Annotated in this window: 9 protein-coding genes; 5 read left to right on the top strand and 4 right to left on the bottom strand. The window is 64.1% G+C overall.

Annotated features, from left to right (window positions below; all coding sequences use genetic code 11):
- Nucleotides 1–5: 5 nt before the first annotated feature.
- Together ACP2YO_RS41050 and ACP2YO_RS41045 are read left to right on the top strand one after the other, a co-directional pair.
- Nucleotides 6–1,370, top strand: a complete 1,365-nt coding sequence (locus ACP2YO_RS41050) for an amidohydrolase family protein (RefSeq protein WP_426436883.1) — start codon at nucleotides 6–8, stop codon at nucleotides 1,368–1,370.
- A 103-nt stretch (nucleotides 1,371–1,473) separates the two neighbouring features.
- Complete coding sequence (locus ACP2YO_RS41045; RefSeq protein ID WP_426436882.1) at nucleotides 1,474–2,334, top strand: D-amino-acid transaminase; 861 nt, start codon at nucleotides 1,474–1,476, stop codon at nucleotides 2,332–2,334.
- A gap of 193 nt (nucleotides 2,335–2,527) precedes the next feature.
- On the opposite strand, the gene ACP2YO_RS41040 is transcribed toward ACP2YO_RS41045, so the two are convergent.
- The 3 genes from ACP2YO_RS41040 to ACP2YO_RS41030 all read right to left on the bottom strand — a co-directional run bounded on the left by ACP2YO_RS41040 (nucleotide 2,528) and on the right by ACP2YO_RS41030 (nucleotide 6,005).
- Nucleotides 2,528–2,986: a carboxymuconolactone decarboxylase family protein gene (locus tag ACP2YO_RS41040; RefSeq protein ID WP_426436881.1), complete on the bottom strand. Its 459-nt coding sequence runs from the start codon at nucleotides 2,984–2,986 to the stop codon at nucleotides 2,528–2,530.
- 30 nt (nucleotides 2,987–3,016) lie between these two features.
- Nucleotides 3,017–4,630, bottom strand: a complete 1,614-nt coding sequence (locus ACP2YO_RS41035; RefSeq protein ID WP_426436880.1) for an MDR family MFS transporter — start codon at nucleotides 4,628–4,630, stop codon at nucleotides 3,017–3,019.
- A 223-nt stretch (nucleotides 4,631–4,853) separates the two neighbouring features.
- The gene (locus ACP2YO_RS41030; protein ID WP_426436879.1) at nucleotides 4,854–6,005 is read right to left on the bottom strand and encodes an HlyD family secretion protein; all 1,152 of its coding nucleotides are present in this window, start codon (nucleotides 6,003–6,005) and stop codon (nucleotides 4,854–4,856) included.
- Between the two features lie 143 nt (nucleotides 6,006–6,148).
- Between ACP2YO_RS41030 and ACP2YO_RS41025 the strand changes: the two genes are divergently transcribed.
- From ACP2YO_RS41025 to mctP, 3 genes are all read left to right on the top strand, one after another.
- Complete coding sequence (locus ACP2YO_RS41025) at nucleotides 6,149–7,057, top strand: LysR family transcriptional regulator (protein ID WP_426436878.1); 909 nt, start codon at nucleotides 6,149–6,151, stop codon at nucleotides 7,055–7,057.
- Nucleotides 7,058–7,489: 432 nt separating this feature from the next.
- Nucleotides 7,490–7,669 carry a DUF3311 domain-containing protein gene (locus ACP2YO_RS41020; protein ID WP_426436877.1) on the top strand — a complete coding sequence of 60 codons (180 nt, stop codon included), beginning with the start codon at nucleotides 7,490–7,492 and terminating at the stop codon, nucleotides 7,667–7,669.
- Nucleotides 7,670–7,679: 10 nt separating this feature from the next.
- Nucleotides 7,680–9,176, top strand: a complete 1,497-nt coding sequence (mctP, locus tag ACP2YO_RS41015; protein WP_426436876.1) for a monocarboxylate uptake permease MctP — start codon at nucleotides 7,680–7,682, stop codon at nucleotides 9,174–9,176.
- Here the strand turns inward: mctP and ACP2YO_RS41010 are convergent.
- Entirely contained in the window at nucleotides 9,141–12,791 is a 3,651-nt protein-coding gene (locus ACP2YO_RS41010) for an indolepyruvate ferredoxin oxidoreductase family protein (protein ID WP_426436875.1), read from the bottom strand. The two genes, mctP and ACP2YO_RS41010, sit on opposite strands and share 36 nt — an antisense overlap.
- Nucleotides 12,792–12,854 lie beyond the last annotated feature (63 nt).

Genomic DNA, 12,854 nt, shown 5'->3' with positions numbered 1-12,854 from the left:
CAGGCATGCCGGGCTTGGCAATTCCGGCATGGCTCGCAGCAATGGCAATCGGCCTTGCAGCGACGTCACCCGTGCAGGCTCAACAAGACTCCACGGTGCTGTTTCAGAACGTCCGAATTTTTGACGGAAAGAACCAGACGCTTTCCGCACCCTCGAATGTCCTGGTCCGCAACAACAAGATCGAAAAGATCTCGGCTGCGGCGATCGCGGTCGACGCCCAGGTAATCAATGCTCAAGTCATTAATGGTGGAGAACGCGTGCTGATGCCCGGGCTGATCGACGCCCACTGGCATGCGATGCTGGTGCGCCCAACCCCGGCAGCCGCCATCGCCGGCGACGTTGGCTACACCAATCTGCTGGCGGCTGCGGAAGCGACGGCGACGCTGATGCGGGGCTTCACCACCGTTCGCGATATGGGCGGACCCACCTTTAGCCTCAAGCGAGCCATCGATGAAGACCTTGTGGTCGGACCTCGCATCTACCCATCCGGCGCCATGATCACCATCACCGGCGGTCATGGCGACTTCCGGCAGCTTTCCGATCTGCCAAGAACGATCGGCGGCATGCTCAGCCGCATGGAAAGAATCGGCGGCAGCATGGTCGCGGACAGTCCCGATGAGGTTCGACTGCGCGCCCGGGAACAACTCATGCAAGGCGCCTCGCAGGTCAAGCTCACCGCCGGTGGCGGCGTTGCCTCACCATTCAGTCCGCTCGATGTCTCCACGTTCACCGAGCCCGAGTTGCATGCCGCCGTCGAGGCGGCCGAGAACTGGGGCACCTATGTCGCTGTGCACGCCTATACGTCGGTTGCGATCCAGCGGTCGATTGCGGCGGGAGTGAAGTGCATCGAGCACGGGCACTTGATGGACGACGCGACGGCCCGCCTGATGGCCGACAAGGGCATCTGGCTGAGCACGCAGCCCTTCCTCGATTTGTCAGGCGCAAGCGCTCTGGGACCCGCGGAGCAAGCGAAAATGCAGCAAGTGGTTGCCGGCACGGACAGAGTCTATACCTTGGCCAGGAAATACCGGCTCAAGACGGCATTCGGCACCGATGTTCTGTTCTCGAAGGCGCTCGCCGAACGGCAGGGCGCGATGCTGGTCGACCTCACCCGGTGGTACACGCCTGCCGAAGCACTGACGATGGCGACATCGACCAATGGCGAATTGCTCAGCCTGTCCGGGCCCAGAAATCCATACCCCGGCAGACTGGGTGTAGTTGAGGAGGGGGCGCTGGCGGACCTCTTGCTGGTCGATGGCAACCCGATCGACAACATCAAACTGATAGAAGATCCGGCCAGAAATTTCCTCGTCATCATGAAGGACGGAAAAGTCTACAAGAATCTCCTGGCCGGCGAGAAAAAGACGTAGACGCCACACGACGCTCCGGAATGACCCGCCACGGGGTTTATCGCCGTTAACAATTTGCGTATAGGAAGGGACGAAATCGCGTCCCGTCCGCAGGAGAATTCGCTTGGAAAAGATCGCTTACGTCAACGGCTCGTTCGTGCCGCATTCCGAGGCCAAGGTCTCGGTTTTCGATCGCGGATTCCTGTTCGCCGACGGCATTTATGAAGTGGCCGCGGTGCTCGACGGCAAGCTGATCGACAATGCCTCGCATCTGGCGCGGCTCAAGCGTTCGGTCGGTGAAATCCAGCTCGCGTTGCCGGAGACGCTCGAGCGGATCGAGGAGGTCCAGAAGGAACTGGTCCAGCGCAACAACCTCGTCAACGGCATGGTCTATCTCGAGGTGACCCGCGGCGCCGACACGGGACGCGACTTTCCGTTCCCGAAGGCGGACGTCAAGCCGACCCTGGTCATGTTCACCTCGGAAAAGGATATCATCAACGCGCCCTCGGCCAAGACCGGCATCAACGTCATCACCGTGCCCGATATCCGCTGGACGCGGCGTGACATCAAGAGCGTGGCGCTGCTGGCGCAGGTGCTGGCCAAACAGGCTGCGGCCGAAGCCGGCGCCGGCGAAGCCTGGATGATCGAGGACGGCAAGGTGACCGAGGGCGGCTCGTCGTCCAGTTTCATCGTCACCCAGGACGACGTCATCGTGACGCGGCACAATGGCAACGAGATCCTGCCGGGCTGCACCCGCAAGGCGGTGATGAAGCTTGCCGAAGAGCGCCAGCTCCGCATCGAGGAGCGCGCCTTCACGGTGGAGGAAGCGCTCGCCGCCAAGGAAGCCTTCATCACCAGCGCCTCGGTGTTCGTCCAGGGCGTGGTCGCGATCGACGGCAACAAGGTCGGCAACGGCAAGGTCGGCCCGATGACCGACCGCCTGCGCGAGATCTATGTCGAGTTCGCCAAGGCGACGGCGGTTTAAAGAAGTCTAGCGCGACAGCTAAACCCGTCGTCCTGAGGTGCGAGCCTTGCGGCGCACTTGCGCCGCTGGGCGAGCCTCGAAGGATGCACGGCCCAAGTCGGGCCGTCGCCCTTCGAGACGGCCGCTTCGCGGCCTCCTCAGGGTGACGGTGATAGATTGTGCGCGCGGCCAAATCTCTGACGCTTGCCGCTGCTCACGCCGCCACGTTCACCTTCACCGGATGCACCGCGCGGAAGCCGATCGCGATCCGGTTCCAGGCGTTGATCGTTCCGATCAGCATGGCCAGGTTGACCGTCTCGCTGTCCGAGAACTGCGCGCACACGGCCTGATAGTCGGCATCGGGCGCGTGCGTCTCGGAAACCAGCGTCAGGGCTTCGGTCCAGGCCAGCGCGGCGCGCTCGCGGTCGCTGTAGAGCGGCGACTCGCGCCAGGCGTTGAGCAGATAGAGCCGCTGCTCGGTCTCGCCATGCTTGCGGGCGTCCTCGGTATGGACGGCGATGCAGTAGGCGCAGCCGTTGATCTGCGAGGCGCGGGTCTTGACCAGTTCGATGAGCGATTGCTCGAGCCCGCTCGCCCTGATCTGGGCGTCGACCGCGGCAAGCGCTTTAATGAGCTCAGGCGCGGCCTGGTAATAGTTCATGCGAGGTTTCATGTCATTTCTCCTTCCTTGGTTCAATGTCAATCAGTGCGCGCCGCCGCCTGCGAGATGGCCGGGCTTCTTCAGGAACAGGCCCGCGATCAGCGCCACGATCAGCGTGACGCCGAGCAGGTAGAAAGTGTCGCTGAAGGCGAGGATGAAGGCCTGCTTCTGTACGATCCTGCCGATCGCAACGATGGCGCTATGGGCCGCCTCGGCCTGGCCGACGATGCCGCGCTTCATGAAATACTGGGTCATCTGGTCGATCCGCGCCCGGGTGGCGGGCTCCAGCAGGGAGACCGACTCGCTCAGCACGTTGGAGTGATACTGCTCGCGCTTGGTCAATACCGTTTGCAGAACCGCGATGCCGACCGCGCCGCCGAGGTTGCGCATCATGTTGAACAGCCCGGACGCCGAGCCCGCATTCTCCGCCTCGATGCCTGCGGTCGCGACCGCGGACAGCGGAGCCATCACCAGCGCCTGGCCGGCGGCGCGGACCACGTTGGGCCAGAACAGCTGATCGGTGGCGTAGTCGTTGGTCATGAAGATATTCATGAAGTTGGAGCCGGCGAACACCGCAAAGCCGACGCCGATCAGGATGCGGGCGTCGATGCGCTGCATCAGCCGCGGCACCAGCGGGATCAGCAACAGCTGCGGCAGCCCGGTCCATGCCAGCACCATGCCGATCTGCTCGGCATTGTAGCCCTGGATGCGCGACAGATACTGCGGCAGGATGAACACCGAGCCATACAGCGCGACGCCGAGCAGGAAGTTGGCCAGCATGCCAAAGCCGAAATTGCGGCGGAGCATCAGGCGTAAATTGAGCAGCGGCTTCTCGACGCTGAGCTCGATCACCAGGAAGGCGGTCAGCGCAACGGCTGCGATCACCGACAGGCGGACGATGAAGGGCGAGCCGAACCAGTCGTCCTTGTTGCCTTCTTCCAGCACGGTCTGCAGCGCGGCCAGCCCGATCGCCATGGTGATGATGCCGAGCCAGTCGCCCTTCGGGAGCAGCGACAGCTTCATCGGGCCGGGCTCGAGCGAGAAATACAGCATGCCGATCATGATCGCGCCGGGCACCAGATTGACATAGAAGATGTACTGCCAGCCCCAGTTCTCGGTCAGATAGCCGCCGATGGTCGGGCCAATCGCGGGCGCGAACGTTGCCGATATCGCAAACACCGCGAGCCCGATCGGCTGCTTCGCTCTCGGCAGCAGCGTGATGATTAGCGTGAAGGCCATCGGGATCAACACGCCGCCGCAAAAGCCCTGCACGGCGCGCAGCACGATCATCTGCGGCAGGTCCTGCGCCAGCGCGCACGTCGCCGAGAACACCAGGAACAGGAACGCATTGACGAGGAGATATTTGCGCACCGAGAACACCTGCGCGAGCCAGCCGCTCAGAGGGATCACGATGATCTCGGCGATCAGATAGGAGGTCGAGATCCAGCCGCCGTCGTCGATGCCGGCACCGATCGCCCCCTGCACGTCGGCAAGCGAGGCGTTGACGATCTGGATGTTGAGCACCGCCATGAAGGCACCGAGGTTGGCGCCGATCACCGCGACCCAGGTCTTCAAGGAAATCGCCGCCGGCGCAGGCGTCGCCGCCGGAGGCGCATCGAAATCATCTGCATTGGCGGTGGGCTGGAGCGCGGTCATCGGGGCTTCCGTAAACTTTGACGCCGTGGAGCATGCATTAGGCGGTCGATTTCGATAATCAGAGAAAGACCGGAAGGATTGTCCGGCCGCGATTGATAATCGTGTTGCGCAATGGGTTCTGTTGTTAGCCGTCGTCAGGTGAGCACGCCTCTCAGGCTCCCTCCCCCCTTGCGGAGGAGGGAGTCTGTGAAGCGTGCCCACCTTACGAAAGAATCGTTTGGCTCTAGTCGCCGTCACCGCGGTTCGCGGCTGATGCGAGGTGGCTCCTTGCTTCGCGCTCGGCAATCACCGTTGCCTTGGTGTTGACGACAGGCTCGGCCGACATGCCCGGACGCAGCAGGCCGATGAGGCTGTTGTCGTCGAGCACGATCTTCACCGGCACGCGCTGCACGATCTTGGTGAAGTTGCCGGTGGCGTTATCGGGCGGCAGCAGCGCGAACTCCAACCCGCTCGCCGGCGACAGGCTGTCGACATGGCCCTTCAGCCTGGTGCTGTTGAAACCATCGACCGTGAGTTCGACCGGCTGCCCGTTGCGCACATGGGTGAGCTGGGTCTCCTTGAAGTTGGCGATCACATAGATCGCATCCAGTGGAACCACCGCCATCAGCAGCGTGCCGGCCTGGACATATTGGCCGACGCGGAGCGTGCGGGCGCCGACCGTGCCGTCCACCGGCGCGGTGATCTCGGTGTAGGACAGGTTCAGTTCGGCCTGCTGCTCGACGGCGCGCGCATGAGCGAGCTGCGCAACCGCCTGGGCGCGCTGGGTGGTCAGCACATCGACCTTGCGCTGGGCTGCGAGCAGACCGGACTTCGCGTGCTGCAGTTGCGCGCTGTTCGAGCGTAGCGCCGCGTCGGTCTGCTGCGCGCGCTGCACCGTGCCGGAGCCGGTCTTCATCAGGCCGTCGTAGCGGGCCTGTTCTTCCTGGGCGAATTTCAAATTGGCGTCGGCGGCGGCAACATCGGCCGTCTCCTGGTCGATGAGCGGGTGCTGCAGGGAGATCTGGGCGTCGAGGTTGTGCACCGACGCTTCGGCGGCATCAACGTCGGCCTTGGCCTGGCCGAGCGCGGCGCGGAAGTCGCGATCGTCGATTTGCGCCAGCAGCTGCCCGGCCTTCACCGGCTGGTTGTCGCCGACCAGCACCTTCGCGATGTAGCCGGATACTTTCGGCGCGATGATCGTGGAGTCCGCCTTCACATACGCGTCGTCGGTGCTCTCGAGGTAACGGCCGGTGGTGAGGTAGCCGTAACCAAAATCCGCCGCGGCGGCGACGCCGAGAACGGCGGCCAGCGCAAGGGCCGCCCGCTTGATCGTCTTCCGGGACGACCGCAGGCCTATTTTAGGAGCATCATCAGAGACATAGGTGGTGGTCGACATGGCATCCTCGGAAACGAGCTGGGGCGCCCTGCGTCGGGAGGGCGCCGGTGTCGCGGGCAAGATGCAATGTCCGTCGCGCTGTGATAATCCCGATAAAACAGGAAGCATTATCAAGCCAGAGCGAACAATCTAGAGCTTGCGATATGGATCGCCTGACCAGTCTGACCGCCTTCGTCCGTGTCGTGGACGCCGGGGGCTTCTCCGCCGCCGGCCGCAAGCTCAACATGTCCACCACGATGGTGAGCAACCACGTTCAGTCGCTGGAAGACCGGCTCGGCGTGCGGCTGCTCAACCGCACCACGCGCAAGGTCAGTCTCACCGAGGTCGGCCAGGCCTATTACGACCGCTGCATCCAGATACTGTCCGATATCGAGCAGGCTGACGACGTCGCGGGCGCGCTGCAGTCGGTGCCGCGCGGCACGCTGCGCATCTTCACCAACACCCATATCGTACAGTTCCTTTCATCCGCGGTCGCCGAGTTCCTGGCCACCTATCCCGAGGTCAAGGTCGACCTGATGATCGGCGAACGTCAGGCCGACCTGCTTGACGAGAACTTCGACCTCGCGGTGCAGATGATCCAGCCGCGCGATTCAATTCTGATCGCACGCCGTATCGCCACCTGGCGGCACGTGCTGTGCTGCTCGCATGAATATATCGAGGCGCAAGGCAAGCCGGAGCAACTCGCGGACCTCGCGACGCGCAACTGCGTTCGCCACGTCAACTATCCCTTCGACGAATGGCGCTTCGTCGACCGCAAGGGCGCCCCGGCATCGGTGCGCGTCTCCGGCAATCTGATCTCCAACAGCGGTGAAACGCTGAAGCTCGCCGCGATGGCGGGCGTCGGCGTCTATCTGGCGGCGGGATTCCTGGTCCGCGACGAGCTCGAGTCTGGCAAGTTGGTGCGCCTGCTGCCCGAATACCGCCCGGTCGAGCTCACCATGAACGCGGTCTATCCGCATCGCCATCATCTCTCGGCAAAGGTGCGGACCTTCATCGACCTCCTGGTGCACCACGCCACCGAACAGCAGAAGCTGATCAATCCGTATTCGTGAAGACCCGTCGTCCTACGATATCCGTTCGTCCCGTCATCCTGAGGTGCTCGCGCAGCGAGCCTCGAAGGATGCTCGGCCTCAGTCGGGCCGTCGCCCTTCGAGGGCCGCTGAAGAGGCGGCCACCTCAGGGTGACGGTTAGAGAGCAAGCGCCTTCGCAGACCTTACGGCTTCAGCAGCAGCTTCTGCACCCGCCAGTTCAGCAGTTCGGCGACATAGAGCACATTCTCCGACGGGAATGCTATCGCGCAAGCGCAAGGTGATTCTGGACGCCGGGATCAAGGCGGAGTAGAGCGCGGGATGAGGTTGACGATCACGTCTGCTGGTATCGCGTCGCAGCAACCGCAATTCCGGTTGCATGCACGACGAACCGGTTCCTAAATCGTTTGCAGAGAGTGCCGGCGAATCAAGCCGGTTTGGGGTGGGAGTGCGCCATGTGGGTTCTGTTGCTGCTGCCGTTTGTCGGCTTGCTGTGGGTGCCGTTCTATAATTTCGCCGAGCCGTCGCTGTTCGGTTTCCCATTCTTCTACTGGTATCAGCTTGCCTGGGTGCCGATCTCCTCGCTGCTGATTTGGCTGGTCTATCGCAGCCAAACGCCCGACGAGACGCGGTGAGGGGACAGCCATGACCGGTCAGATCGAGTGGACGGCGCTCGCCGTCTTCATCTTCTTCTTCGCGCTCGTCACCGTGATGGGCTTCTTCGCCGCGCGCTGGAAATCCGGCCCGGTCAACGAGCATCTCGATGAATGGGGTCTCGGCGGCCGCCAGTTCGGCACCTGGATCACCTGGTTCCTGGTTGGCGGCGATTTCTACACCGCCTATACCGTGATCGCGGTGCCGGCGCTGGTCTATGCCGTCGGTGCCTACGGCTTCTTTGCACTGCCCTACACCATCATCGTCTATCCCTTTGTGTTCGCGGTGATGCCGGTGTTGTGGAAGAAGGCCCATGCCGGTGGCCACGTCACCGCCGCCGACGTCGTCCATGCCGCCTACGGCTCGCGCAGCCTCGAGCTCGCGGTGGCGCTGACCGGCATCGTCGCGACCATGCCCTATATCGCGTTGCAGCTGATCGGCATGGAGGTCGTGATCAAGGCGATGGGGCTGACCGGCGAGCTGCCGATCGTCGCCGCCTTCGTGATCCTCGCGCTCTACACCTACAGTTCGGGTCTGCGTGCACCGGCGCTGATCGCCTTCGTCAAGGACATCATGATCTACATCGTGGTGCTGACGGCCGTGGTCGTGGTGCCGGTGAAGCTCGGCGGCTACGCTGCGGTGTTCGCCGCCGCCGGCGATGCCTTCGCCGCCAAGGGCGGCGCCACCGGGCTGACCTTGAAGCCTGCGCAGTATCTGCCCTATGCGACGCTGGCGCTTGGCTCGGCGCTGGCCGCCTTCATGTATCCGCACACGCTGACCGGCATCTTCGCCTCGAAGTCCGCGGATACCATCCGCAAGAACGCGATCCTGCTGCCGGCCTATACACTGCTGCTCGGCCTGATCGCACTGCTCGGCTACATGGCCTATGCCGCCAACATCAAGGTGACGTCGCCGAACGACGTGGTGCCGACCTTGTTCAAGGTGCTGTTTCCGTCCTGGTTCGCGGGCTTCGCCTTCTCGGCGATCGCAATCGGCGCGCTGGTGCCGGCGGCGGTGATGAGCATCGGCGCCGCCAACCTGTTTACCCGCAATGTCTGGAAGTCCTACGTCAACCCGGACATCAGCAACGCCGGCGAGGCGTCGGTGGCCAAGATCACCTCGCTGGTGGTGAAGGTCGGCGCGCTGGCCTTCATCCTGTTCCTGCCGACGCAATATGCGCTCGACCTGCAATTGCTCGGCGGCCTCTGGATCGTGCAAACGCTGCCGGCGCTGGTGTTCGGTTTGTTCACCGTCTGGTTCCGCGCCGAGGGGCTCTTGCTTGGCTGGGCCGTCGGCATCGGCTGGGGAACATGGACGGCGTGGAGCAACGGGTTGAAGCCGCTCGCCACCATCTCGCTCGGCGACAGCAGCTACACCTTCTATGTCGGCCTCGGCGCACTCGTGCTCAACATCGTGGTCGCCGTGCTTGCAACGGTCGTGGTCGGCTGGATGTCACCCGCCAAGCGCGGCGCGGCGGTCGGCTCCTGAGCCGTCATTCGGGCCTAAGGCTGATCGCGCGGTGAGCCGCGCGACCTCCGCCTTGGTCTTGTCGATGGCAGTGTCCTTTACCGGGCCGTAGCCCCGGATCTCCATCGGCGCTTTTGCGATCGCGACGAGATCGGGCAGGCGTGTCGCATCGAGCTTGCCAAGCATCATGTCGATAACAGCTTCGTACCAGGTGACCAACTCGCGCTCGGAGCGTCGTTCGGCGCTGTAGCCGAACACATCGAACGGCGTGCCGCGCAGTCCCTTGAGCCGTGCCAGCAGCCGAAGGGGCGTCTGGATCCACTGGCCGAAGGCGCGCTTCCGCGGACGTCCCCGCGCATCGTGCCCGAAGGGGAGGAACGGCGGCGCGAGATGATATTGCACGCGATAGTCGCCATCGAATTCGCGTTTGAGCTCGTCGAGGAAGCCGGTCTGCATATGCAGCCGCGCCACCTCATACTCATCCTTGTAGGCCATCAGCTTGAACAGCGCGCGTGCGACGGCGTCGGTGAGGGGGAGGTCTTGATTGACTGATGCGATTTCGCCGCGGGTGCGGTCCGCCTCTCCCGCTTGCGGGGGAGGCCGTATCGCATCGATAGATGCGATACGGGTGGGGGCTCTCTCCGCTATACGACTCGCGGAGAGACCCCCACCCCAACCCTCCCCCGCAAGCGGGAGAGGGGGCGCAGTCCCCGTGCTGCCGAGCGCCGCCTCTGCGCGGCGGACGCGATCGACCGTCGCCTGATAGCGCGCGGCATAAGCTTCGTCCTGATAGGCCTTCAGGAATTCGGCGCGCCGCGCGATCATTTGGTCGAGTGTCTCGGGCGTATTGGCCGCAGCGTCCGCTGCTTTGGGCAGGAAATCCGGATCGGCAAACGCGATCCGTCCCCAGGCCAGCGCCTGCTTGTTGCGCTCGACGGTGACGCCGTTCAACTCGATCGCGCGCGACAGGGCGTCGAGCGACACCGGCACCAGCCCCTGCTGCCAGGCGAAGCCGAGCATCATGATGTTGGCATAAACGCTGTCACCGGTTAGCCGCTCGGCCAGCGCGTTGGCGTCGATCGCCGCGAGATTGCCTGATCCGATCACCCGCTCGATCGCACGCAGACGGACCGGGGAGGCGAGGTCGGCGTCGCGGAAGCGAACCACGTCGCCAGTCGGCATGTCAGCGAGATTGATCGCTGCGCGCATGCCCATGCGATAGGTACCGGACGCCTTCGCCGACGAACTCACCACGAGGTCGCAGCCGATCAGCGCATCGGCCGCACCCTGGTCGATCCGCACCTGATGCAGCGCCTCGGGCGCAGCCGCGAGCCGCAGGAAGCTCAGCACCGGACCGAATTTCTGCGCGAAGCCGGTGAAGTCGAGCACCGAGACGCCGCGCCCTTCGAGATGCGCGGCCATTGCGACCAGCGCGCCGACCGTGATCACGCCGGTGCCGCCGACGCCGGTGACGAGCAGATCGTAGGGCCGCTCCAGCGCGGAAAACTCCGGCATCGGTAGTGTCGCGGCACGTGCCATCGGGTCGATGCCGCTGGCCGTCTTTGCCCGCCGCTTGCCGCCTTCGATGGTGACAAAACTCGGGCAGAAGCCGTTGAGGCAGGAAAAGTCCTTGTTGCAGGTCGAGAGATTGATCTTGCGCTTGCGGCCGAGCGGCGTCTCCTTGGGTTCGACGCTGAGGCAGTTCGACTCGACCGAACAATCGCCACAGCCTTCGCAGACCAGATCGTTAATCATGGCAAAACGCGCCGGATCGGGAAGCGTGCCGCGCTTCCGCCGCCTTCGCTTCTCGGTGGCGCAGGTCTGCTGATAAATCAGGACGGTGACGCCCTTGATCTCGCGCAGCTCGCGCTGCACGGCGTCCATCTGCTCGCGCGGATGGATGGTGACGCCAGCGGGAAAATCGGCGGGCGAGAAATGCGACGGCTCGTCCGAGACCAGCGCGATCCGTGCCACACCTTCGGCACGGACGCTATGCGCGATCGCGTGCACGCTGACCGGGCCATCGACCGGCTGCCCGCCGGTCATCGCCACCGCATCGTTGAACAGGATCTTGTAGGTGATGTTGGCGCCAGCCGCGATCGCCTGCCGGATCGCCATCGAGCCGGAGTGATAATAGGTGCCCTCGCCGAGATTCTGGAAGATGTGCCGATGGCCGGTGAATCTCGACGAGGCCGCCCAGTTGACGCCTTCGCCGCCCATCTGGATCAGCGACGAGGTCTCGCGGTCCATCCAGCTCGCCATGAAATGACAGCCGATCCCGGCCAGTGCCTTGGAGCCTTCGGGCACCTTGGTCGAGGTGTTGTGCGGGCAGCCCGAGCAGAAATAGGGCGTCCGTGTCGCGCCCGGGACTGCGATCGTGCGGTCCTGCTCGGGCATGAGCGCCGCGACGCGGCGGGCGAGCTGCAATTCGGGAAACATCGGATCGAGCCGCCGCGCCAGCACGTCGGCCAGCATGCGCGGCGACAATTCGCCGGTCCAGGAGATCAGTCGCGCCCCTCGCTCGTCATGCTTGCCGACCATCCGCTCCGGCTTTGATCCGGGATAGTCGTAGAAATACTCCTTGAACTGGCTCTCGATGATGCCGCGCTTCTCCTCGACCACCAGGATCTCGCGCTTGCCCTTCACGAACCCCATCGCGTCGTGCAGCGCCAGCGGCCACACCATGCCGACCTTGTAGATGTCGATGCCGAAGCGGCGGCAGGCGGCTTCATCGAGCCCGACCAGCCGCAGCGCTTCCATCAGGTCGAGATGCGCCTTGCCGGTCGTGACGATGCCGTAGGTCGCGTCCTTCACGTCGTAGATGCGGCGGTCGATCGGATTGGCCTTCGCAAAGGCGTAGACCGCGTGTTTCTTCGCCTCCAGCCGCTCCTCGATCTGCGGCCCCGGCAAGTCCGGCCAGCGATAGTGCAGTCCGCCCGGCGGCGGCGAAAAATCCGGTGGCACAAAGATGCGCGGCGCCGGCAGTTCGACCGAGGCCCCGGATTCGACGATCTCCGAGATCGCCTTGAAGCCGACCCACATGCCGGAAAAACGACTGAGCGCGTAGGCATACTCACCGAAGGCGAGATATTCGCTGACATCGGCCGGATGCAGCGTCGGCATGAACCAGCTCATGAAGGCGACGTCGGACTGATGCGGCATCGACGACGACACGCAGCCATGATCGTCGCCGGCCACCACCAGCACGCCGCCATGCGGCGACGACCCGTAGGCATTGCCGTGCTTCAATGCGTCGCCGGAGCGGTCGATGCCCGGCCCCTTGCCGTACCAGAGACCGAACACGCCATCGACCTCGCGGTCTTGTTGGGTCTCGACCTGCTGCGAGCCGAGCACGGCGGTGGCAGCGAGGTCCTCATTGACGGCGGGCAGGAATTCGATGTGGCTCTCCTTGAGCCGCTCGCCGATCTTCCACAGCTCGAGATCGACGCCGCCGAGCGGCGAACCGCGATAGCCGGAGATGAAGCCGGCGGTGTTGAGCCCGGCGGCGTGATCGCGTCGGGCCTGGTCGAGCACGATGCGGACGATTGCCTGCGTGCCTGTGAGGAAGACGCGGCCGCGTTCGCGCGTGTAGCGATCGGAGAGCTGGTAGGCGTCGAGCTGCGGCATCTGGCCCATGACTGATTTCTCGAGTTGCAATGTCTGATCAGACGAGGCTACGCCCGGACATCTGGTAGGTCA

Origin of the sequence: Bradyrhizobium genosp. P, from assembly GCF_049949265.1 — a bacterium.
In the GTDB taxonomy this organism is placed as follows: domain Bacteria; phylum Pseudomonadota; class Alphaproteobacteria; order Rhizobiales; family Xanthobacteraceae; genus Bradyrhizobium.
This window is presented reverse-complemented; position numbering and strand designations above follow the sequence as displayed.